Below are 21,247 nucleotides of genomic sequence, written 5' to 3' on the forward strand. Positions count from 1 at the left end.
ATCCGATACCAGTCCCGGGGGCGTCAGCGCCCGTTCGTCAGCGCGCCGTTGGTCAGCGCAGCCGCTGCTGGGGAGGGGCGAGCTTGGTCGGGCCGACTCGCTCGACACCCGGGTCCGGCTCGACCCGGTACAGCGCGTCCTCGAGGTCGTCGAAGGCCTCCCCCGGGCGGGGCTTCTCCAGCCGCAGCTCGCTGTCCTGCATGGCCGCGAGTCCGGCCTGCAGCCGACGCATCACCGCGTTGACCAGCCAGAGGGGCTGGTACACCACGACGCTGCCTGCCCAGGCGCACATCTGCTCCATCACGTCCCAGCCGAGGACGACGGGGAACTCGCCGTAGACCTCCCAGTGGTCGGAGTCCGGCAGCTCGCGCGCCTCGAACTGGCTGATGTTGAACTGGTTGCGATCGGCCATGATCCGGTAGAGGTCGTGCATGACGACCAGGTGCAGCGGTTCGGTGCGCAGCTGCACCGGCTCGGCGAGCGGGGGCATGTCCGCATCCCGGACGCGCTGGATGCGCTCGAGGGCGAACTGGCGTTCCTCGCCCGGGGTGCCGTCGTCGTCGACCTCCACGCAGATGGCCTTCATCGCCGGGCCGGTGGGCACGTAGGTGACGGGGACCAGCAGGTAGGTCTTGGTGCGGCCCGAGTTCATCGAGTGGTACTCCACGGTGACCGGCGTGCGGGTCGTCCGTGCACGTTCGAAGCGCTGCATGTCCGCCGTGCCCAGGCGCATCGTGCGGCTGCCGACGGCCCCGGACGTGGCCCCCACGCCCGGCAGCAGCCCGTCGAGCACCTGCATGGCGTGGCCGACCAGCGGGGTCGGCTGGCGGGCGACGAGGGTCTTGAGGTGCCCGAGCGCCGTGCGCTGCAGGTCGTCCAGCAGCGGGAGCGGCTGGGTCAGCCGGTGCACGTCGCCGTCGCTGACCACGGGCAGCGCGGCGGCATGGTCACCACCCCGCTTGCCGGTGGCCCGCAGGTCACGCAGACGGTTCTCCAGGTCGCTGGCGCCGACCCAGCCCACCTGGCGCATGGCCCGCAGCACCGACTTGGTGTCGGCGGGGCCTGCCGCCAGGCATCGCAGGATGGCGACACGCTGGCCGTCGCTGAACCGTGCGGAGGGGCGGGGGTGCGCGTCGACGTACCGCTCGGCGATCGACCGCCAGACCGGGTCGTCGGGGTCGCCGATCGCGCGCCCCTCCCAGTCAGCGACGTCGCGCGCATCGACCTTGATCGGTCCCGCATCGGTGTCCACCACGATTCCGTGTCCCATGGGGGGCAGTATCGCGGCCGGCAAGGGCAGGGTCAGGTGATCAGCGGTACTCGGGGTTGTCGGGGAAGCCGAACCGTTCGCCGTCGGCCCACGCCGACTGCTGGTTGCCGTACGCAGGGATGCCACCGGCGTCCTTCAGCATGCGCGCGGTGTGCAGCAGGTTCCACGTCATGAACGTGGTGTTCTTGTTGGTGAAGTTGCTGTCGAACCCGGCGGGGGTGCCGCCGCCCTCGGGGACGTCGCCGTAGCTGGGGCCGGGCCCGACCTCGCCGATCCATCCGGCGTCGGCCTGGGGTGGGATCGTGTAGCCGAGGTGCTGCAGTGAGTAGAGCACTCCCATCGACACGTGCTTGATGCCGTCCTCGTTGCCGGTGACCAGGCAGCCACCGGCGCGGCCGTAGTAGGCGTACTGGCCCTGCTCGTTGAGCTTCCCGGACCAGCCGTACAGCCGCTCGATGGCCAGGCTGCAGACCGACGAGTGCTGGCCCAGCCAGATCGGGGTGCCGATGACGAGGATGTCGGCGGCCATGACCGCCTCCTGCACCTCCGGCCATGCGTCGGTGTCCCAGCCGTGCTCGGTCATGTCGGGATACACGCCATAGGCGATGTCGAGGTCGGCGAGTCGGATGGTCTCGCAGCCGACCCCCACCCCTTCCATGATGGCGATGGACCGGTCCATCAGGTCCTGGGTGTGGGACTTCTCGCTGGATCGCTTCAACGAGCAGTTGAGGTACACCGCAGACAGGTCGTCGTAGCTGGCGGGAGGGGTGGGCATGAGGAACTCCTGTGTGGGCCGCGTGCCTCCGGGTCTACACCCGCCGGGATGCCGGCGGAACCCGGGTGTGGGAAATCGGACGATCGGACGGTGTGAAGCCCGACGTCACAGGGCATCCCCATCCCCGAGGGCAACCACACCCGCACCGACCGAGGACGATGACATGTCCAGCAACGAGCAGAACACCAAGACCGGTATCGAAGGCGTCGTCGAGGACGCCAAGGGCAAGCTGAAGGAGGCCGCCGGCATCATCACCGACGACGAGTCGTTGAAGCAGGAGGGCGCCGCCCAGCAGCGCAAGGCCGAAGCCCAGCGCGACGTGGTCAAGAAGGAAGCGGAGGCCGAGAAGGCCCGCGCGGAGGCCGACGCCCACGAGGCCGAGCAGCGCCTCCACCAGCGCTAGGCCCCAACCCTGAGCGCTGGGACCCAACCCCCAGCGCTGGGACCCAACCCCTCGAGGAAGCCCGAGCCCGCCGGCGCACGTCCCGCCCCGGCGGGCTCGTCACGTCCGACCCCGGTCAGCGGGGCAGCAGCTGCAGCTGGTCGGGGGTGGCGCCACCCACCAGCCATGCCTCCGGGTACTGCCCGCGGTTGTCCTGCATCACGACCTTGTCGGGGTCGAGGTGGGAGGACCCTCGGCCACGCTCGAGGATCGTGATCTCGTTGCCCTCGATCGACAGCAGGGCGTAGGAGGCGTTGTCGGTGTCGTCGGTCTCCTGCACGTTGTCGAGGACGTCGACGGTCGCCCGCACCACGTAGGTGCCGTCCGGCTGGCCCGAGAAGTCCACGAACTGCCCGGGCCGCTGCCAGCGGTAGAAGTCACCCCAGCCCGCCGTGATGCCCATGGCGCCGTCGCCGGCGATCGCGAAGCAGCTGCCGGACTGCTGTGCGCCCAGCGCGCCCTGTTCGTCCTGGTCGAAGGCCTCCCAGTCGCCGTAGCCCTGATCCGCGGGGCAGAAGCCGGACTTGTGGCCGACCCCGGCTGGCGCGACCGTGCCGGCCGCGTCGTCGACCGACAGCAGCTCGTAGAACAGGATGTCGGTGTAGTGGTAGTGGCCGTGGGTCGCGTGGTACTCGTAGCTGCCGGCGTCCCGTTCGGTCGTGGTGCCGTCGCTGTGGTGGACGACCTGGGTCATCTCCACCAGCCGGTCCCGGTCGTTGATCGCGCGGTCGAGGATCGGGAAGCGCAGGTCGAAGTGGCCGTCGCCGACGTTGTGCGGTCCTGCGGTGAAGCGCAGGCAGCGGGTCAGCAGGGTCGGGTCGTCGTTTCGGGTGGGATCGCTGGCCTCCTGCACCTCGTCGGCCGTGCACGAGTACAACGGCTGGCCGTCGACGACGACCGGCGGGTTCTGGTCGTCGCCGGCGAGGAACATCGAGTTGGCGGGGTTGATGGGGGCGGCGAACCCGAACTCGAACGGCGGGGTGACCCGCAGGTTGGGCAGCAGCTCGCCTTCGGGCTCCGTGGGGGTCGCCAGGCCCGCCCGCAGGCGCACGATCGTGCCGGCGGTGCGGATCGGCGTCAGCTCGATCGTCCATCGACCCACCGTCGGGGCGTCGAAGGCCACTCCCTCGGAGTAGGTGTTGTGCGACGCCTGGGTCGCCGTCTCGCCGTCCGGTCCGGTCACGGTCAGGCTGAAGTCGTCCTGGCGGTAGGGGTTGTCGAAGTCCACGCGCAGCTGGCTGGTGGACTCCGCCACCTGTACCGACCAGGTGAACACCAGCCCGTCGTCGCACGTGGGCGGCGCCGACACGTTGGCCGCCGACGGCTCACCGTCGCAGGTGAAGAACGGCGTCTCCCAGAACGTGGCCGGCACCTTCCCGTCGAGCAGGCCGACCGGGCCGGACTCGACCGTGCCGAGGTGGCGGTGTTCGGTGTGGCCGTCGTCCTCGCCGAGGGCGGGCTGGGCCACCATCGCGAGGAGGAGCAGGCAGGACAGGAGGGTGGTCGTACGCATGTCCACGTCATTCGTCTCCCGCGAGGACCGGACCTGCCCTCGTTGTGCTACGTCTCGATGACGGTCTCGTGACGCGGGGCCCGGTCCAGGGCCGGTCAGCGCCCGGCGGCCTGCAGCGCCATCCGTGCCAGGTCCTCGGCGCCATCGGCCCCCCAGCCGTGCAGCATCCCACGCCACCGGTCGGGCACCGCCGACGCGCCCCATCGGGCGCCCAGCAGCTGACCGGCGATCGCGGCGACCGTGTCGGTGTCGTGCCCGATCCGCACGGCGGCCTCCAGCGTCGACGGCAGGTGCCCCTTCGGCCGGTCCTCGGGGACGGGGGTGTGGACGATCGCCGACCACGCCGCCTGCAGCGCCGTGACGACGAACCCGTTGCCCTGCCCGAACCGCTTGGGCGGGCCGGCCTCCGCGTCGTCGATGCGCTGGGCCCACCATGCCGCACGGTCCGCCGGCAGCTGCGTCAGGCCGGCACGGACGTCCAGCACCTCGTGGCGCACCGCCCGGTCGATCGCGATGGACCAGATGACGCAGCCCTCGGCGGCCAGCGGGTCGCCGTGGGTCAGCAGGCTGACGCGCGTGGCCAGGTCAACGATCGCGGCGTCGTCGCCCAGGGCGGGCAACGGCACCGGGGAGGTCCGCATCAGGCTGCCGTTGCCGGCCGCGCCCCGCGGGTTCCGGGCGAAGTACTCCGCCGCCGACGCCGTCAGCCGGTCGGCGGTGACGGCGTGACGCAGCACCGCGCCCGTCGAGGCACCGACGTCCTTGGGTCCGCCGGCCATCCAGTCGAGGAACCGTTGGCCGATGGCCAGGACGTCGGTCGAGCCGGACGCCAGCACGCCGAGGATCCCCGCCGCCTGGGCGGTGTCGTCGGTCCACTCGCCGGGGGCGAATCCGAACGGCCCGCCGCCGCGCATCTCGATCGGCTCGTCGGCCGTGGGGACGGTGAACTCGTAGCCGGCACCCAGGGCGTCGCCGGCCGCACCCCCGACCACTGCCCCGGCGATGCGATCCTCGAGGGTGTCCGCTTGGGGCATCACGATCAGAAGAACTGGTCGATCAGGATGTCGTTGCCGTCCGGATCGGTCAGGGTGATGCTGGCCGGCCCCGCCTCGCCGTCGGCGGTGGTCGTCAGGGTCAGGCCGGCATCCTGCAGCCGCTCCTGGATGACCCGCACGTCGGTGAAGGACTCCAGCTTCGCCATGCCGTTGGTCAGGCCCGGGTTGAAGGTCAGGATGTTGCGCTCGAACATGCCGTGGAACAGCCCGATGGTGCTCTCGCCGTTCTTGAGGATCACCCAGCCCTCGTCGGCGTCACCACCGGTGACGACGAACCCGAGCGCCTCGTAGAAGCGTCGGGACGCATCGAGGTCGGCCACGGCCAGCGAGATCGAGAACGCGCCGAGCTCCAGGGTGCTGGGCAGCTCGGCGGGTGGGTCGGGAAACGGGGCATCGTCCATGCCGTCGATCCTCGCAGGCGGCTCAGCTGCCGTCGACGGGTGCGACGAAGACCGTCAGCGGACGATGCGGGTCGCCTGCGTCGACCTGCTCGATCCACCAGCGACCGTCCTCCGATGTCCATGCCGTCAGGCCCACGGGGACCGGCTGCCCGGGGAACCGGGCCTCGCCGGCATGGTCGAGCGACGACAGCGACGCGGTGATCGCGTCCGCGCCGACCCAGGGCGGGCGCTCGGGGTTGTCCTGCAGGTCGATGTCGGTCGGCAGGTCGTCGGTGACCTCCGCGACGGTGTGGTCCAGCAGCGTGGCGATGTCGTTGCCCAGGCGCCGGCAGAACACCTCCGCCAGCGACCGCAGGTACCAGCGCTGGGCCACGGGTGGGGCGTTGAACCGCCGCCACAGGTCGTCGCCCAGCAGCAGTCGGTCGCTGGCGATGGCGCGGGCGTTGTGCAGCTTGTCGGCAACCGACACCCGGAGGCTGGGCTCGGGTACCGTCTCCAGGTGGGCCAGGTAGGCGACCTTGCGATGGCGCCACGGGGGCTTGGGATGGGTGTCGGCGTCGGTGCAGTCGACCACGATGCGTGCGACGTCCTCGCCGAAGCGCGCGGCGATGCCCGCGGCGTCGATGCGGTCCGGCTGGTCCTCCAGGGCGTCGTGCAGCAGTGCGGCGATGGCTTCGTCCTCGGTGCAGCCGGGTTGCTGGACGAGGAACGACGCCGTACCCAGGAGGTGGGACACGTACGGGATGCCCGAGTCCTTCCGGGACTGGTCGCGATGCAGCTCGGCGGCCAGCGCCACGGCGTCGGCGAACCGGGGGCCCAGGACGAGGTGCGGATCGGTCTCGTCAGCCACGGCAGGCCCCCGTGGTCTCGACGGCGTCGGCGAAGAACTGCTCGGACACGTGGCGCTCGATTCGGCTCGGGGCTGACGTCGATCGCCAACCTACCCAGCCGCAGAGGGACGCTCACGGTCGCACGTCGAACTGTTCTCAACCAGCTGGTTGACAACGCGACTGCGGTCCGTCAGCTTGTGTTCAACCACATGGTTGAACAACGAGAGGACGGACGTGACGGCCGAGCAGCTGTCCAAGGTGTTCGCGGCGCTCGCCGATCCCACCCGACGGGACATCGTGGCCCGCCTCACCGACGGCGACGCGACGGTGAACGAGCTCGCCGAGCCCTACGACGTGACCCTCCAGGCGGTTTCCAAGCACGTCAAGGTGCTGCAGGACGCCGGGCTGGTGAGCCGTCGCCGCGACGCGCAGCGACGGCCGGTGCACCTGGAGGCGGAGGTGTTCGACCTGATGACCAAGTGGATCGAGCGGTACCGCAGGCAGGCCGAGGACCGGTACCGCCGTCTCGATGACGTCCTCGCCGACATGACCGACCCAGACCGCACAGGAGACACACCGTGACCAGCGTCCGAACCAACGACACCCAGATCATCGTCGACGAGCACGTGCCGCTCGTCCGGATCATCCGGGAGTTCGATGCCCCGCCCGACAGGGTCTTCGCCGCCCACACCGACCCCGCCCTCGTCGTCCGGTGGCTCGGGCCCCGAGACCTGACGTTGACCATCGACACGTGGGACTGCCGCCGGGGAGGGGAGTACCGCTACATCCACGCCCGCGACGGCGAGGAGTACGCCTTCCATGGAAGCTTCCACGACGTCCGCTCGAACGAGCGGATCGTCCAGACCTTCACCTTCGAGGGGATGCCCGACAGCGTGGCGCTGGAGACCCTGGTCCTCGAGGACCTCGTCGACGGCCGGACCAGGCTGACCAGCACGTCGCTGGTGGAGTCCTTCGAGGATCGGGACGCCTTCATCGCCTCGGGCATGGAGCAGGGCGTGAGTGAGAGCTACGAACGGCTCGACGAGCTGTTCGTCGGCCAGTAGGACGGCGGCCGCCCCCGACCCCCGTCCCGACTCGAGGACGGGGGTCCGGCGGTTCCTCAGCCGGAGGGGACCACGTGCAGGTCGCCGGCGCCTGTCTCGAAGGCGGTGGCGTTGCCGATCGTGGTGCCCGCGATGTTCTGCAGTGCCTCGGTGGTGAAGAAGGCCTGGTGGGCGGTGACGAGCACGTTGGGGAAGCTCAGGAGCCGAGCGAAGGTGTCGTCGGTCAGGACCTCCTCGGAGTGGTCCTCGAAGAACAGGTCCGCCTCCTCCTCGTAGACGTCGATCGCCAGGCCGCCGAGGTGGCCGGACTTCAGCGCCTCGACCGCCGCGGCGGCATCCACGAGCCCGCCGCGTGAGGTGTTGACCACCAGCGCTCCCTGCGGCATGCGTGCGAACGCCGCGGTGTCCAGCAGGTGGTGGGTGTCGGCGGTCAGGGGGCAGTGGAGGCTGACGATGTGGGACCGCTCCAGCAGCTCGTCGAGCTCGACGTAGGTGCCGCGAAGGCGCGGGATCTCCTCGTTCGGATAGGGGTCGTGGGCCAGTACCTCGCAGTGGAACCCACGCATCAGGCGGGCGAAGACCGTGCCGATCGTGCCCGTCCCGACGATGCCGAGGGTCTTGCCGTGCACGTCGAACCCCTCGAGCCCCGCGAGGGAGAAGTTCTGGTCGCGGACGCGGCTGTAGGCGCGGTGCAGCTTGCGGTTGAGGGCGAGCAGCAGCGCCACGGCGTGCTCGGCGACGGCGTAGGGGGAGTAGGCCGGCACCCGGGCCACGGCCATGCCCAGCCGGTCGGCCGCGTCGAGGTCGATGTGGTTGAAGCCGGCCGACCGGGTCAGGACCAGCCGGACCCCGCCGTCGGCCAGCGTGTCCAGCGCTGCCGGGGAGGCGTCGTCGTTGACGAACACGCAGACGGCGTCGTGACCGCCACCGAGGGTCGCCGTCTCGGCGGTCAGCCGGGCCTCGAGGAAGGTCAGCTCGTGCGGCGAGTCGAGCTGGGCGTTGGCGTCCGACAGGTGGGTGCGGTCGTAGGGCTTGGTGCTGAACACGGCGATGCGCATGCCGGCATCCTCTCGTGCCCGCCGGCTGTGCGAGCGGTCGATGGGCCTGCTGCCTGGAGGCCGATCGGCCCCGCCGGTCGGTGTCAGGACCGGTCGATCAACCCCAGCGTGTCCTCGACCCTGGCCAGTCCCTCCGCTGCCTCGGCCACCGCCGGGAGGTGGCCGTTGACGTCGTCCAGCAGCGCGCGGCCCTGGTCGATCCGGTCCATCGCGTCCCGCGTCAACACCTCCATCCGGGACAGGTCCTCGCGGCCGCCGGCCAGCTCCTCCAGCCCCTCGCGCATCACCCCGATGGCCTCGATGGCGTGGGCGTCGAGCTCGACTGCCCGGGCCTCGACCCGTTCCGCAACCGCCCGGGTGGCGTCCAGGGACTCGCGGGTGGACTGCAGCTCGTCGCGCAGGTCGGCCAGCAGACGGGGGATCGCGGCGATCTCCGGGATCACCCGGATGATGTCGGCCGGGAGGGTGGACAGCCTGCGGGGGAGTGGGAGGGACATGGCCATGGCCTACCCGGGGGGCCACGCGGCCCAACGTGGCGCCGCCCGGGTCGGTGGCCGACGGCTACGCCGGCTGGTCCACGTCCTCGGTCACGGCGATCAGGGCGGCGTTGACGATGCTGCCGGTGTTGATGCCGGCGATCTCGTGCAGGTCCGCGATCGTGCCGGACTCGCCGAAGCGGTCGACCCCGAGGGTGTACTGCCTGGTGCCGACCGCAGACCCCAGCCAGGCGAGGCTGTGGCTGGCCGCGTCGTGCACGCTGACGATCGGACGGCGCCGCTCCGACGGTGGGATCAACCGGTGCAGGTGGCTCGGCTCGCGGACGACCCGCGCGGTCGCGACGGCCTGCGCGAAGCCGGCCCGCCAGCTGCGGTAGACCCGGTCGGGGCTGGTCAGGTGGACCACGCTCGCCTGCACGCCTTCCGCGTCCAGCTCGGCGGCGGCCTCCAGCGCCTCGGGTGCCATCACCCCGGTGGTGACGATGGTCACGCCGGGCCGGTCGTCCGGGCCGGCGTCGACCAGCCGGTACCCGCCGGCCAGCACGTGGGCGCGCAGCCGCTCCTCGCCCATCGTCTCCAGCGCCGCGGCGAACGGGGCCTGGTCGATGGGGCGCGTCGACAGCCGCAGGTAGGCGCTGCGACCGTCGTCGTCGCCGAGGCGGGTGAGCGCGTCGCACAGCAGCCAGTCGACCTCGGTGGCGTAGGCCGGCTCGGAGTAGTCGAGGTTCGGCAGCTCCGCCCCGACCGACGCGGTGATCGTGGACTGGTGGGCACCGCCCTCGGGGGCGAGGGTCACCCCGGCCGGGGTACCGGCGACGACGAACCGGGCGTCGTTGTAGACCCCGTAGATCAGCGCGTCGAGGCCACGCAGCACGAACGGGTCGTAGACGGTGCCGACGGGCAGCAGGTGCTGGCCGTGGTGGTCGTGGCTGAGGCCCAGCTGGCCGAGCAGCATGAAGAGGTTCATCTCGCTGATGCCCAGCTCGATGTGCTGGCCCGTGGGGCCGGGTGCCCACTTCAGCAGCCGGTCGGCGCCGCCGTGGTCGTCGCGTTCGGTGTGGGCGTAGACCCCGCGCTTGTTGATCCACCCGCCGAGGTTGGTCGAGATCGACACGTCGGGGGCGGTGGTGACGATGCGGGCGCCGACCTCGTCGATGTCGGCGAGGCTGGCCAGCACCCGGCCGAAGGCCTCCTGGGTCGACTGCGATCCCTTGGTGACGACCCGCCGGGACGCCGTGGGGATCGGCAGGGCCGGGCGGGACGCGGGCGGGGCGTTGTTGATCTCCCCACCGACGGCGCGGCACAGCCGACCGGCGTCTGAGTCGGGGGCGAAGCGGTCCCACTCGGTCGACTCGTCCAGTCCCAGGCGCGCACGGAACTCCGCGATCTGCTCCGGTGGCAGCAGGGCGGCGTGGTTCATCGGGTCGCCGGCCATGGGCAGGCCGTGGCCCTTGATGGTGTAGGCGAAGACGACCGACGGACGGTCGACCTCGGCATCGCACTCGGCGAAGGTGTCCAGCAGCAGGCCGAGGTCGTGCCCGCCGAGGTCGGTCACGAGGCTGGTCAGGGCGTCGTCGTCGAGCTCGTCGGCGATCCGGTGGACGGCATCGCCGGCCCCGGCGAGGAAGGCCGTGCGGACGTCGGCGGGGGCCAGGCCGAACAGCTGCTGGTAGGCCTCGTTGGACATCCCGTCGATGTGGGCCCGGAGGGCATCGCCGTCGGTCCGCCCGAACGCGGCGGTCAGGCGGGCGCCGTACTTCGCCTCGGCCACGTGCCAGCCGGCGTCGGCGAAGAAGCGCTTCAGCCGGATGGCGGCGATGTCGGGGATGACCCGGTCCAGGCTCTGCCGGTTCAGGTCGACGACCATCGTGAAGTTGCCGAGTCCCTGGGTGGCCGGGTCGGCGATGGCCTCCCACACGTTGCCCTCGTCCAGCTCGGCGTCGCCGACGAGCGCGATGAACCGCGAGCCGTCCTGCTCGCCGAAGTGGGAGTCGGTGTAGCGGCGGGTCAGCGCCGAGAACAGCGGTGCCACCGCCCCCAGCCCGACCGACCCGGTGGAGAAGTCCGCCACGTCGGGGTCCTTGGTCCGCGAGGGGTAGGCCTGCAGGCCGCCGCGCTGACGGAGGGTGGCCAGGTAGGACCGGTCGAGCTCGCCCGTGAGGTACTTGATGGCGTGGTAGACCGGCGACGCGTGCGGCTTGACCGCCACCTTGTCGCTGCCATCGATGTGGCCGAACCACAGGGCCGTCATGATCGACACCATCGAGGCGCACGAGGCCTGGTGGCCGCCCACCTTGATGTCGGCCTTCTCGCGGCTGTTGGCGTGGTCGATGATGCGGGTGGCCAACCAGAGCACGCGCTGCTCGATCTCGGCCAGCGTGGTCAGGTCGGGACGCGGCTCGTGGGGGCGCGGCTGGCTCATCGGGTGTCGTCCTTGCTGGAGGTCTGGTCGGGTGACGTGGTCTGGTCGAGGTAGCTGATCAGCGCGGTCGACGCCGCGGTCAGGTGGAGGTGCAGCAGCTCGGTCGCGGAGGAGGCGTCGCCGGCTCGGCAGGCCTCCAGCAGCGCGAGGTGCTCGGCGTCGGAGTGTCGCTCACCGCCCAGCCCCCGTGTGTACAGCAGGACGTACGGCGCGACCGCGGCGTTGAGGATCTCCACCATCGCCAGGCCCCGCTGCCACCCCGAGGCACGGTAGAGGGCCCGATGGAACCGCCAGTTGGCCTCGGTGAGCGACCCCTCGTCGGAGAGGGCCAGCTCGGCCTCGGCCAGGTCGACGATCGACAGGTTCGGCAGGGCCTGCTGCAGCAGCCGGGGTTCCATCGCCAGGCGGAGGCCGTAGTTCTCCTCGGCGTCGGCTGCGGTCAGCTCGGGCACGACGGCCCCGCGGTTGGGTTCGAACCGGACCAGCCCCATGGCGGCGAGCCGCTGCAGCGCCTCGCGGACCGGGATCTTGCTGGTCCCGAAGCGGTCGGCCAGCTCGTCCTGGCGGATCCACGACCCGGGGGCGAGCGATCCCCGGAGCATGTCGGCCACGAGCAGGCCCTGGACGCGATCGACGGTTGACATACGAATAATCGTATACGATCATGCGTCGACATGGCACTCGACGACTTCCCCCGCACCCCGTTGCTCTTCGGCCCCTCGCCCCTGCATCCGCTTCCCCGCCTGAGCGACGCGCTCGGCGGCGAGGTGGAGATCTGGGCCAAGCGGGAGGACTGCAACTCCGGTATCGCCTTCGGCGGCAACAAGGTGCGCAAGCTGGAGTACCTGGTCGCCGACGCGCTGGAGAAGGGCTGCGACACGCTGGTGTCCATCGGGGGGATCCAGTCCAACCACACCCGGCAGGTGACCGGCGTTGCCCGGCACCTGGGGCTCGAGGCCGTGACGGTGCAGGAGGGCTGGGTCGACTACAACGACATGGCCTACGCCTTGGTCGGCAACATCCAGCTGACCCGGATCATGGGCGGCGACGTGCGCATCGACCCGGCCGGCTTCGACATCGGCATTCGCGACTCGTGGGAGCGGGCGCTGCAGTCGGTTCGCGATGCCGGCGGCACTCCGTACCCGATCCCGGCCGGGGCGTCGGACCACCCCCTCGGCGGCCTCGGGTTCGCCCGCTGGGCGGTCGAGGTCGAGGCGCAGGAGGCCGACCTGGACACGTTCTTCGACACCGTGATCGTCTGCACCGTGACGGGGTCGAGCCACGCCGGCATGATCGCCGGCTTCGCGCTGTCGGACCGCCCCGGCCGTCGGGTCCTCGGGATCGACGCGTCGGGGACGTTGGAGAAGACCGTCGACCAGGTGACCCGGATCGCCACCAGCACCGCAGAGGCGATCGAGCTGGGCCGGCCGCTGCGCGACGACGAGATCACCGTCGTGCCCGGCTACGAGGGGCCGGCCTACGGCATCCCGGACGCGACGACCGTCGAGGCCATCCACCTGGCCGCCCGCACCGAGGGCATGCTGACCGACCCGGTGTACGAGGGGAAGTCGATGGCCGGCCTCATCGGCATGGTCCGGTCCGGCGAGATCCCCGCCGGGTCACGCGTGCTGTACTGCCACCTCGGCGGCCAGCCCGCACTACCCGCCTACGCCGGCTTCCCCGGTCTCGGCTCCCCGGAACGCGAGCTGTCGCACTGACCCGTGGCCGAGCGCCGGCCCGGATGCCGGTTCCGCAACGACATCAGCCGACGACCCCTGCGCAGGCGTAGCCAAGCAGGGTGCGCGGAGACGGTGGGATTCGAACCCACGGAGCCATTGCTGACTCGACGGTTTTCAAGACCGTTCCCTTCGTCCGCTCGGGCACGTCTCCGAAGGAGGGAGGAGTCTACTGCCCGGTCGGCGCGGGCAGCTCCTCCACCATCTGCTTGAGGTTGGCGAGGTTCCTGGACAGGTCACGCCGGTAGCGCATGACGATGAACTTCTCGCTGATCCGGCCGAAGAAGCCGCTGAGGCCGAATGCGGTCTGCTCGGCGATGACCATCGTCTTGCCCTGGATAGGCCGGTAGCTGTACGCCAGCTCCCACTGCAGCGGGGCGACGACGCTGCGTAGTCGGTAGCCGCGCTGTGGGGCGTACTCGACCACGTCGGCCTCCCACTCGACGGTCTTGCCGACCACCTTCGTCGCGCCGATGATCCGGCATCCGAGCGCCATCGGCCCCTTCGGCTCGTAGCGCGTCGTGTTCACGCTGATCCGGGGGATGTTGGTCGGGTCGGAGTGGAAGGCCCACACCTGCTCGACCGGTCTGTTGATGAGGATCTGTTCCTGCGCTTGCGCCAACGCTTCGGCCCTTCGAGATCGACTGCTCGCGCAGCGTAACGCCTCGTGGCGTTGTGCACTCAGACCCGGGTGTCGAAGCCGTCGATCGCGGCCAGGCCGTCGTCGACGATGTCGGCCAGCTGGTCCAGCAAGCCGCCCGTCCGTCGGGACTCGCCCAGCATCAGCGTGCGGACGTCGGAGTAGGCGTGGCGCAGCTCGCGCGTGACGCGGGCCCGGCTGCGCACCTTGTCGGCATCGAAGTCGTCGAAGGCGGTCAAGGACGCGAAGTCGCCCACCCCCTCGGCGTCGCGGAGGGCCACCTCGACGGCCACGCCGATGCGCGTCCGCATGTCCGCGACGTTCCCGATCAGGCCCTCGTTGTCGAGCAGGGCGTCCAGCGCCTCGCGCAGCTGGCTGACCTCGGCGGCGATCTTCCTGGCGGCCAGGTCGGACAGCCGCCGCCCCTTGGCCTGCCGTCCGGCGTGCACGCCGACCTCGACGCCCAGCGCCTCGAAGAACCCCGTGCCCCCGTCCAGCAGCGTCATGTCCGCACCGGCCCTGCCGGTGATCACCACCCCGCCGCCGTCCTCGATGCGGGCGGACACGTCCTCCAGGGCGTCGATGAGGGAGACGATGTCGGCCACGCTGTCGGTCGCCGGATCGAGGCCGATCTCGACCCCGTTGACCGAGATGGTGCCTGCTGTCACCGACTGGAACTGGGGGATCGTCGCCATCGGCGCGTCCTGGGGCCCATCGGTGCCGGTGGCTCGTCCCAGATGGTCCAGCTTGAGGGCGGCGATCAGGCCTGAGGTGTCGTCGCTGATCTCCAGGTGTGTGTCGGACCCGTCAGCGAGGGTGGTGATCGACACCCGCTCGGTCGCCGCGTCGTAGGACGCGCTCACCCCCTCCACCGTCGCCTCGATGCGGGCCAGCACGTCGTTGAGGGAGTCCGAGGCGTTCACCGCCACGGCAACGCCGTTCAGGAGGAACTGGCCGTCGCGGATGACGGTCCCCTCCTCGAACCGAGGGCTCGACAGGCCCACCCCGTCGAACGGATCGTCGGGATCGATGGCCCCGTCGGTGCTTGCGGACACCTCCAGCGTGAAGGTGTCGCCTCTCTGCAGCTCGACCCCTCCGGCGAACTCCACGGTGAGGTCGCCGTTCAGCACCTTCATGGTGCGGTCGCGCGTGGAGTCGGGATGCAGCTTGAACCTGTCGACCCGGTCGCCGTTGGCGTCGGTCACGTCGATCGACCGGCCGTCGTTGCTGGTGACGGTGAAGGTCAGGACCTCGTCGGTGGTGCCCTCCCACAGTCCCCGTATCGTCACGTCGCGTCCGGTGGGCGCCGACCACTGGGGGGTCCTCGTCGACAGCTGGGTGGCCTCGGTGTTGACCTCGACGCGCGAGCGGAGGGTTGCGCTGTCGCCGGTGGCCTGCATGACCGGGTTCGTGCCGCGGATGGTCGCTGCGGACGCGCGAGCGCCACGGGTACGGGTCTTCTGCAACAGCGCCCGGAGGTCCTCGATCTCCTCGTCGACGCGACGGAGCTGGGTGCGCAGGGTGTCGTCGCTGGGGGCGACCTGCTGAGGGGTGCGACGGGTGAACTGGTACGCGGTGGCGCTGCGCACGCCGAACGTGCCGCTGCCGATCTGCATCCGTGCCACCTTCCTGACCGACGTCCGCCGTCCGTGGCGGATCCGTACCGCTCTTCATCGACACGTCGTGGGCACGACTTGAACGAAGTTCCTGATCGGTTGGGCAGTCGCCGCGGGAACCGTCAGGTTTCGCCTCGTGGCCGACACCGGTACACTCCCCGCTCCACTTGGAGGCGTCGCATAGCCAGGTCTAGTGCGCTTCACTGCTAATGAAGTTTGGGTTAACCCCCATCGAGGGTTCGAATCCCTCCGCCTCCGCTTCGGTCACGGGACGCCGTGACGCCAGACAACGAACGCCGGGCCCCGACGTCGGATGATCCCGATGTCGAGGCCCGGCGTTGGTGTTGTCCGGCGGGGGCTTGCTCAGTCGTGCCCGTTCGAGCCGCCGTGCCCGTTGACCCGGTTGGCCGATCCGCTGGTCGGGGCGAGGCCGGTGAAGCTGTCGAGGGCCTCTGCCAGCTCGGCCTCCATGGCCTCCAGGGTCCGTCGTTCGTGGTCCTCCGCTGGGACGACCGGGGCTGGGGTCGGGGCGGGTTCGACCCGGGCGGTCGTGACGGGCTGGCCGCCGCCGATCAGCTGGTTGAGCGACGAGGAGACATCGCGCAGCACGTCGGAGGTGCTCCGCGTCGTCTCGGCCAGCCGGGCGGACCGACGAGCGGAATCGGCGACGGAGCGAACCGAGCTGGTGATGGCGGTCGCGCGGTCCGACACGTAGCCGACGGTGCGGCCGATCTCGTTGGTCGTGATGGACTGCTCCTCCACGGCCGAGGCGACGGAGGCCTGCAGGGCGCTGACCTTCTCGATGGTGTCGTGGATGCCGTTGATGGCCGTGCCGACCTCGCGGGAGTCGTCCTGGATGCGATCGATCAGCGCGCTGATCTCGCCGGTCGCCCGCGCGGTCTCGTTGGCCAGCTCCTTGACCTCGTTGGCGACCACCGCGAAGCCCTTGCCGGCCTCGCCTGCACGTGCTGCCTCGATGGTGGCGTTGAGGGCGAGGAGGTTGGTCTGCTCGGCGATCGCGGTGACGACCTCGGCGACCTTGCCGATCTGCTTGGAGGACTCGTCCAGCACGCCGACGCGGTCCAGGGCGTTGCCGACCAGCTCGACGGAGTTGGCGGAGATGCCGTTGACCTCGGTCGTGGACCGGCTGATCTCTCCGATGGAGACACCCATCTCCTCCACGGCGGCCGCGAGGCTGTGCATGTGCCCCGACAGCTCCTCGGCGCTGGTGGCGCTGACGCCGGCAAGGCCGGACGTCTCCTCGGCGGTGCTGGACAGCACGTCGCTGACGGTGACCAGCTCCTGGGTCGCACCCTGCACCGAACGGGAGTTCTTGGCCACACGACGGCTGATCGCGTTGCTCAGGAACCAGGAGACGGCGATGCCGGTGAGGACGAAGACCACGATGGCGACGGCCAGCAGCCGCTGGTTGTCGGCGCGCTGGGCGGCTTGGACGTCCGCCAGGTCGGCGACGATCGGTTCGTAGACACCTTCCTGGATCGCGTCGAGCCGATCACGCATGGCGGTGAACAGCTCGCCCACCTGGGGGAGGGCTGCTTCGGCCGTGGGGCCGTCGGGCGCGTCGAGCACGGTCTGGGCGGCGTCGAGCCAGGCCTGCCTGGCGGCCAGGTACGGGGTCCATTCGGCGACCTCGGCGTCGGTGCCGAAGGCGACGGCCTGGTACTCCTCGAACCGGCTGAGCGTCTGCGCGGCGTTCTCCTCGAAGTCCGCCAGGGCCTGCGGCGTCAGCTCGGCCTCGAGCGAGCTGTCCTTCAGCATCGCGAAGTAGGTCACGGCGAGCTGGGCCTGGTAGGCGTCGCGGTCGGTGCTGATCAGCAGGGTGGTGGCCGGCGCGGTGATCTCGGCGACGGTCTCGAAGCTGTCGGCGCTGTGCTGTGCGCCGACCTCGGCCGCGACGGTGGTGGCCAGTCCGGCGACGATGAGCAGGCCGGCGAGGAGCCGGAGCTGCGCACGCAGCGAGAGTCCGCCGAGGCGGGTGAACACTGACTTCATGGGGGGAGTCCTCCTGGACGACTGCTCGTTGACGGTGAGGCCGCGACCAGCGGTCGAGCCGACGGTGTGGCGTGCACTGCCCCGATCGGCCACGACACGCATGGACTTAGCCGAACGAGGAGTCAGCGAATGTGCTCAGGAGCGACGGTCCGCCGCCGATGCTGGTTGTCCCATCCCTGCGGCCGAGACGGCGCTGTGAACCTGCAAGGAGACACCGTGACGACTGCACCGGACCCGTACCGCGTGTTGCTCGTCGACGACTCCTCGCTGATCCGCCGCCTGCTGCACAAGATCATCCAGCTGGACCCGGGTGTGGTCGTGGCAGGTGAGGCAGCCAACGGTCGCGAGGCGCTGACCGCGGTGGAGCGGGAGGCACCGGACCTCGTGGTCCTCGACATCGAGATGCCGGTCATGGACGGGCTGGAGACGCTGGAGCACCTCAAGCGACGGCACCCCGATCTGCCGGTCATCATGTTCTCCACGCTCACGGCCCGGGGCGCGACCGCAACACTCGACGCCCTGACCAAGGGAGCCGACGACTACGTCACCAAACCGTCCAACACCGGGTCGTTCGCACAGACCGCCGAGCAGGTCATGGCCGAGCTGACCCCGCGGATCAAGGCGCTGGTGGACCGCCGCAGGGCGCGCCGCACGCCGCCGACCGCTGCCGTCGCCGCACCTCCGTCCCGTGTCACCACGATGCGTCCTCCATCGCCTGCCGTGCCCGTCACGGCGGCGGCTGCTGGTGCATCGTCGCCGTCCCCGATGGCCAGCGGCCGATCCCGTCCGACACCGCGCATGTTCTTCAGGCCCCAGGTCGTGGTGGTTGCGGTCAGCACGGGAGGACCCGACGCCCTCCAGACCCTCGTCCCGCTCCTGTCCCCGACCCTCCACGTGCCCGTCCTCGTGACCCAGCACATGCCGCCGCTGTTCACGCGGCTGCTGGCGGAACGCCTCGACGGCCAGTCGGGCATCCGGGTCAGGGAGGGCTACGACGGTGCCCGGCCCGGCCCCGGGGAGGTCTGGCTGGCACCGGGCGGCTCCCACATGCTCCTCCGTGCGGCCGATGACGGTCGGGTCGTGCTCGCCCTCGACGACGGCCCCCCCGTCCAGTCCTGCAAGCCCGCCGCCGACCCGATGTTCGCCTCGGCGGTGGACATCTTCGACCGTCGGGTCATCGGTGTGGTCCTGACCGGGATGGGCATCGACGGCCTCGATGGTGCACGACGGGTCCAGCAGGCCGGTGGGATGGTCATCTGCCAGGACGAGGCCAGCAGCGTCGTGTGGGGCATGCCCGGCGCCGTCCATCGGGCCGGCCTTGCCGAGCAGGTCCTGCCGCTGCGGGACATCGCCACGACCATCGGCCGCGTCACCGACACCTCCGAGCCGCGCCCGCTGACCGTCGGGGCCCGCCCTGCTGGGGTCAGCCGATGACGGTCCTCGTCGGATCGGCGCTGCGTGCGGCGGACATCGAGGTGGTCCGTCGCGTCCTGCGCAAGCATGCGGGGATCGCCCTTGCCGACGGCAAGGAGTTCCTGGTCGCCGCACGGCTGCGGCCGGTCGTCGAGGCCGCGGGCCTCGACGGCCTCGACGCACTCCTCGCCCGCCTCCGTGCGGGACCGTCGGCGGCCCTCGTCGCCCTGGTCGTGGACGCGCTCACGATCAACGAGACCTCGTTCTTCCGCGACGTCCACCCCTTCGTCGGCCTCAAGGACCACGTCCTGCCCGACCTGATCGAGCGTCGACGGCACGAGCGCACGCTGACCATCTGGTGCGCCGCGGCATCCTCCGGGCAGGAGCCCTACACCATCGCGATGATCCTGCTGGACCAGTTCCCCGAGCTGGCCAGGTGGGACGTCCACCTGCTGGCCACGGACGTGTCGCCCTCCATGGTGGAACGCGGACGGCACGGCATCTTCTCCGAGGTCGAGGTCGAGCGGGGCCTGCCGTCGGTGCTCAGGGAGCGGCACTTCGTCCCCACTGGTGACGGCTGGCAGGCCAGTTCCCGGCTGCGCAGCCTGGTCCGGTTCGAACGGCACAACCTCGTCGGGTCCTGGGACGTTGTCCCACGGTGCGACCTCGTCTTCCTTCGCAACGTGCTGATCTACTTCGACCCCGACATCACCCGCCGGGTCCTGCTGGGTGTCCGCGAGCGGTTGTCCGACGACGGCTACCTGGCGCTCGGCGGATCCGAGACGACGGTGGGCACCGACTCGCCGTTCCGTCGGGTCACGCTGGGTCGATCGGTGTGGTACCGACCGTCATAGGTCGACGTGCGATCATGCGCCTGTGCGCTGGATGGCCGTGCTGCTGCTGCTCGCCACCGCTTGTGTGCCCGCGGGGGACATCGAGGGGGCGGTCGTGCCGAGCCCGTCGGTCGTCGAGGACGCCGACGACACGGCGGACGGGACGCTGGCGCAGCCCGAGCTGATCGGCACGACCTGCGCCCTCGAGCCCCTGTCCAGCGAGGCCGCGACGCCCGCCCCGAGCCTGCTGGAGGGGGTCGACTGTGGGGTCGTGGTCGTCCCCGAACGGCGCGAGGACCCCTCGGGCCCGGTGGTCGAGCTGGCCTGGGCGCGGCTGTCGGTCACGACACCCCGCGAGGAGGGTCCGTTCGGTGCCCCCCTGGTCGTCCTCGCCGACGGTCCGGGGGACGCCATGACCGTGGAGCTGCTCGCATGGGCCTCCTCGCCGTTGCGTGCGGACCGAGAGGTCGTCCTCCTCGACGGCAGGGGCGCCGGCCGTTCCTTCCCGTCCCTGGACTGCGGTGTGCCGCCTGCGCCGGGTGCGCTGCCCCCGGACCTGGTGCAGGACTGCCGCAGGGAGCTCGTGGACCTCGGCATCGACCTCGACGCCCACCGGACGCGCACGATGGCCGCTGACCTGGTGGACGTCACCGCGGCCCTGGGGCTGGACCGCTACCACCTGCTCGGCATCGGCCACGGCGCCCGGGTGGCCCTGACCACCCTGCGCGATCGTCCCGAGGGACTGCAGTCCCTCGTGCTCGACTCGCCGTTGCCGCCGGAGGTCGATGCGTACGCCGAACGGCCGGCGAACGCCCAGGCGGCGCTGAACCGGCTGTTCGACGAGTGCGCACAGACGCCCGCGTGCGCGGCCGCGTTCGGCGAGCTGCGCGAACCGACCGACCAGCTGGTCCGCGACCTCGACCGTCCCTCCAGCGGTGTCGACACCGAACCCGGTGTCAGCGGCACCGACCTCGTGCGCGCCGTCGTGGCCGCGATGCGCGGGGCCGACGGGCCTGCCGCCGTCCCCGCGGCGCTGTCGGTTGCGGTGGAGGACCCTGCGGAGGCGATGGTCCGGCTGCAGGAGGCTGCGGTGGGCGGTGCGACCGTGCCGGACTCACCCTTCGCCGAGGGCGTGTTGCTGTCCAGTGACTGCGCCGACGAGCTGCCGCTGGCGGGCAACGGGCCGGACCTCGACGGGCTCGGACCGGTCGGGCTTGCGGTGGCCGAGGACGTCACCGCCGTGCGGGTCGCCTGCGGCATCTGGGATGTCACCCCGGCGGGGCCCGAGGCCGGCAACCCCATCGCCCGCGACGTGCCGACCCTCGTGCTGACGGGCGAGTTCGATCCCCTCAGCCCCCCGTCGTGGGGGGCGGCCGTGGCCGCGCGCATGCCGCGGGGGCAGGTGGTGCAGGTCGACGGCGCGGGTCACCGGGTCCACGACGTCGACAACTGCACCATCGCCATCGTCGCGGAGTTCCTGCGACGGCCCACCCGGCCCATGAACGACGCGTGCGCCACGGACCGGGTGGTCGACTTCCGGCTGGGGTGAGGGGTTACCCGGGTCTTCGTCGTGAAGGGGGGTCTGGTGGAGGTTCGACGGTGAATGGGTGAAGCCCCCTGAGGCTTGCAGCTGTCCAAAGCAGCAAGTTCATCAGGAGGCTTCCCGTGC

General features: G+C 70.9%; 20 protein-coding genes and 2 tRNA genes. 8 read left to right on the forward strand and 14 right to left on the reverse strand.

Annotation, left to right across the window (positions count from 1 at the left end):
* Positions 1–52 precede the first annotated feature (52 nt).
* On the reverse strand, positions 53–1,270 hold the full coding sequence (locus tag CUC05_RS22220; protein ID WP_108668339.1) for a hypothetical protein: 1,218 nt from the start codon (positions 1,268–1,270) through the stop codon (positions 53–55).
* 40 nt (positions 1,271–1,310) lie between these two features.
* Positions 1,311–2,045 (reverse strand): flavodoxin family protein, encoded by a 735-nt coding sequence (locus tag CUC05_RS22225; RefSeq protein WP_108668340.1) that lies wholly within the window; start codon positions 2,043–2,045, stop codon positions 1,311–1,313.
* Positions 2,046–2,208: 163 nt separating this feature from the next.
* Here CUC05_RS22225 and mbp1 point away from each other — a divergent pair, with 163 nt between their 5' ends.
* Positions 2,209–2,448 carry a microaggregate-binding protein 1 gene (gene mbp1 / locus CUC05_RS22230; protein WP_108668341.1) on the forward strand — a complete coding sequence of 80 codons (240 nt, stop codon included), beginning with the start codon at positions 2,209–2,211 and terminating at the stop codon, positions 2,446–2,448.
* A gap of 115 nt (positions 2,449–2,563) precedes the next feature.
* Here mbp1 and CUC05_RS22235 read toward each other — a convergent pair whose 3' ends face one another.
* The 4 genes from CUC05_RS22235 to CUC05_RS22250 all read right to left on the reverse strand — a co-directional run bounded on the left by CUC05_RS22235 (position 2,564) and on the right by CUC05_RS22250 (position 6,306).
* A complete protein-coding gene (locus CUC05_RS22235; RefSeq protein ID WP_157965886.1) occupies positions 2,564–4,000 on the reverse strand; it encodes a lysyl oxidase family protein in 1,437 nt (478 codons plus the stop codon).
* 95 nt (positions 4,001–4,095) lie between these two features.
* Positions 4,096–5,034, reverse strand: a complete 939-nt coding sequence (locus CUC05_RS22240) for an ADP-ribosylglycohydrolase family protein (protein WP_108668359.1) — start codon at positions 5,032–5,034, stop codon at positions 4,096–4,098.
* 5 nt (positions 5,035–5,039) lie between these two features.
* Positions 5,040–5,408: a VOC family protein gene (locus tag CUC05_RS22245; RefSeq protein ID WP_108668360.1), complete on the reverse strand. Its 369-nt coding sequence runs from the start codon at positions 5,406–5,408 to the stop codon at positions 5,040–5,042.
* 70 nt (positions 5,409–5,478) lie between these two features.
* Positions 5,479–6,306: an HD domain-containing protein gene (locus CUC05_RS22250; RefSeq protein WP_108668343.1), complete on the reverse strand. Its 828-nt coding sequence runs from the start codon at positions 6,304–6,306 to the stop codon at positions 5,479–5,481.
* A 214-nt stretch (positions 6,307–6,520) separates the two neighbouring features.
* Between CUC05_RS22250 and CUC05_RS22255 the strand changes: the two genes are divergently transcribed.
* Together CUC05_RS22255 and CUC05_RS22260 are read left to right on the forward strand one after the other, a co-directional pair.
* Positions 6,521–6,868 (forward strand): ArsR/SmtB family transcription factor, encoded by a 348-nt coding sequence (locus CUC05_RS22255; protein ID WP_108668344.1) that lies wholly within the window; start codon positions 6,521–6,523, stop codon positions 6,866–6,868.
* Positions 6,865–7,350, forward strand: a complete 486-nt coding sequence (locus tag CUC05_RS22260; RefSeq protein ID WP_108668345.1) for an SRPBCC family protein — start codon at positions 6,865–6,867, stop codon at positions 7,348–7,350. The genes CUC05_RS22255 and CUC05_RS22260 overlap by 4 nt, the downstream gene beginning before the upstream one ends.
* A gap of 56 nt (positions 7,351–7,406) precedes the next feature.
* Here the strand turns inward: CUC05_RS22260 and CUC05_RS22265 are convergent, their stop codons facing one another.
* From CUC05_RS22265 to CUC05_RS22280, 4 genes are all read right to left on the reverse strand, one after another.
* A complete protein-coding gene (locus CUC05_RS22265) occupies positions 7,407–8,408 on the reverse strand; it encodes a 2-hydroxyacid dehydrogenase (RefSeq protein ID WP_108668346.1) in 1,002 nt (333 codons plus the stop codon).
* A gap of 83 nt (positions 8,409–8,491) precedes the next feature.
* Positions 8,492–8,905: a hypothetical protein gene (locus CUC05_RS22270; protein ID WP_157965887.1), complete on the reverse strand. Its 414-nt coding sequence runs from the start codon at positions 8,903–8,905 to the stop codon at positions 8,492–8,494.
* A gap of 64 nt (positions 8,906–8,969) precedes the next feature.
* Positions 8,970–11,327, reverse strand: a complete 2,358-nt coding sequence (locus CUC05_RS22275; protein WP_108668348.1) for a transketolase-like TK C-terminal-containing protein — start codon at positions 11,325–11,327, stop codon at positions 8,970–8,972.
* On the reverse strand, positions 11,324–11,971 hold the full coding sequence (locus tag CUC05_RS22280; protein ID WP_108668349.1) for a GntR family transcriptional regulator: 648 nt from the start codon (positions 11,969–11,971) through the stop codon (positions 11,324–11,326). The genes CUC05_RS22275 and CUC05_RS22280 overlap by 4 nt, the downstream gene beginning before the upstream one ends.
* Positions 11,972–12,001: 30 nt before the next feature.
* Between CUC05_RS22280 and CUC05_RS22285 the strand changes: the two genes are divergently transcribed.
* Positions 12,002–13,045: a 1-aminocyclopropane-1-carboxylate deaminase gene (locus CUC05_RS22285; RefSeq protein ID WP_108668350.1), complete on the forward strand. Its 1,044-nt coding sequence runs from the start codon at positions 12,002–12,004 to the stop codon at positions 13,043–13,045.
* A gap of 85 nt (positions 13,046–13,130) precedes the next feature.
* Here the strand turns inward: CUC05_RS22285 and CUC05_RS22290 are convergent.
* The 3 genes from CUC05_RS22290 to CUC05_RS22300 all read right to left on the reverse strand — a co-directional run bounded on the left by CUC05_RS22290 (position 13,131) and on the right by CUC05_RS22300 (position 15,319).
* Positions 13,131–13,217, reverse strand: a tRNA-Ser gene (locus CUC05_RS22290).
* Positions 13,218–13,232: 15 nt separating this feature from the next.
* Positions 13,233–13,685 (reverse strand): SRPBCC family protein, encoded by a 453-nt coding sequence (locus tag CUC05_RS22295; protein WP_157965888.1) that lies wholly within the window; start codon positions 13,683–13,685, stop codon positions 13,233–13,235.
* A 59-nt stretch (positions 13,686–13,744) separates the two neighbouring features.
* The gene (locus tag CUC05_RS22300) at positions 13,745–15,319 is read right to left on the reverse strand and encodes a hypothetical protein (RefSeq protein ID WP_108668352.1); all 1,575 of its coding nucleotides are present in this window, start codon (positions 15,317–15,319) and stop codon (positions 13,745–13,747) included.
* 169 nt (positions 15,320–15,488) lie between these two features.
* On the opposite strand from CUC05_RS22300, the gene CUC05_RS22305 reads away from it, so the two are divergent.
* Positions 15,489–15,577: transfer RNA gene (locus CUC05_RS22305), tRNA-Ser, on the forward strand.
* Between the two features lie 105 nt (positions 15,578–15,682).
* Here CUC05_RS22305 and CUC05_RS22310 read toward each other — a convergent pair.
* Positions 15,683–17,332, reverse strand: coding sequence for a methyl-accepting chemotaxis protein (locus CUC05_RS22310; protein ID WP_157965889.1), 1,650 nt, complete (start codon positions 17,330–17,332; stop codon positions 15,683–15,685).
* Between the two features lie 216 nt (positions 17,333–17,548).
* On the opposite strand from CUC05_RS22310, the gene CUC05_RS22315 reads away from it, so the two are divergent.
* Genes CUC05_RS22315 through CUC05_RS22325 form a run of 3 tightly spaced genes read left to right on the forward strand, consistent with a single transcriptional unit; the run spans position 17,549 to position 21,127 of the window.
* Complete coding sequence (locus CUC05_RS22315; protein WP_205712495.1) at positions 17,549–18,766, forward strand: protein-glutamate methylesterase/protein-glutamine glutaminase; 1,218 nt, start codon at positions 17,549–17,551, stop codon at positions 18,764–18,766.
* Positions 18,763–19,599: a CheR family methyltransferase gene (locus CUC05_RS22320; RefSeq protein WP_108668355.1), complete on the forward strand. Its 837-nt coding sequence runs from the start codon at positions 18,763–18,765 to the stop codon at positions 19,597–19,599. The genes CUC05_RS22315 and CUC05_RS22320 overlap by 4 nt, the downstream gene beginning before the upstream one ends.
* 31 nt (positions 19,600–19,630) lie before the next feature.
* On the forward strand, positions 19,631–21,127 hold the full coding sequence (locus CUC05_RS22325; RefSeq protein WP_240606309.1) for an alpha/beta hydrolase: 1,497 nt from the start codon (positions 19,631–19,633) through the stop codon (positions 21,125–21,127).
* Positions 21,128–21,247 lie beyond the last annotated feature (120 nt).

The sequence above is a fragment of the Euzebya rosea genome (assembly GCF_003073135.1).
Classification (GTDB): domain Bacteria; phylum Actinomycetota; class Nitriliruptoria; order Euzebyales; family Euzebyaceae; genus Euzebya; species Euzebya rosea.

Coding starts and splice junctions, on each gene's coding strand:
- CUC05_RS22300 (WP_108668352.1), bottom strand. CDS start 15,319: ATGCAGATCGGCAGCGGCACGTTCGGCGTGCGCAGCGCCACCGCGTAC.
- CUC05_RS22220 (WP_108668339.1), bottom strand. CDS start 1,270: ATGGGACACGGAATCGTGGTGGACACCGATGCGGGACCGATCAAGGTC.
- mbp1 (WP_108668341.1), top strand. CDS start 2,209: ATGTCCAGCAACGAGCAGAACACCAAGACCGGTATCGAAGGCGTCGTC.
- CUC05_RS22225 (WP_108668340.1), bottom strand. CDS start 2,045: ATGCCCACCCCTCCCGCCAGCTACGACGACCTGTCTGCGGTGTACCTC.
- CUC05_RS22285 (WP_108668350.1), top strand. CDS start 12,002: ATGGCACTCGACGACTTCCCCCGCACCCCGTTGCTCTTCGGCCCCTCG.
- CUC05_RS22235 (WP_157965886.1), bottom strand. CDS start 4,000: ATGCGTACGACCACCCTCCTGTCCTGCCTGCTCCTCCTCGCGATGGTG.
- CUC05_RS22320 (WP_108668355.1), top strand. CDS start 18,763: ATGACGGTCCTCGTCGGATCGGCGCTGCGTGCGGCGGACATCGAGGTG.
- CUC05_RS22270 (WP_157965887.1), bottom strand. CDS start 8,905: ATGTCCCTCCCACTCCCCCGCAGGCTGTCCACCCTCCCGGCCGACATC.
- CUC05_RS22265 (WP_108668346.1), bottom strand. CDS start 8,408: ATGCGCATCGCCGTGTTCAGCACCAAGCCCTACGACCGCACCCACCTG.
- CUC05_RS22325 (WP_240606309.1), top strand. CDS start 19,631: ATGGCCGTGCTGCTGCTGCTCGCCACCGCTTGTGTGCCCGCGGGGGAC.
- CUC05_RS22240 (WP_108668359.1), bottom strand. CDS start 5,034: ATGCCCCAAGCGGACACCCTCGAGGATCGCATCGCCGGGGCAGTGGTC.
- CUC05_RS22275 (WP_108668348.1), bottom strand. CDS start 11,327: ATGAGCCAGCCGCGCCCCCACGAGCCGCGTCCCGACCTGACCACGCTG.
- CUC05_RS22280 (WP_108668349.1), bottom strand. CDS start 11,971: ATGTCAACCGTCGATCGCGTCCAGGGCCTGCTCGTGGCCGACATGCTC.
- CUC05_RS22310 (WP_157965889.1), bottom strand. CDS start 17,332: ATGAAGTCAGTGTTCACCCGCCTCGGCGGACTCTCGCTGCGTGCGCAG.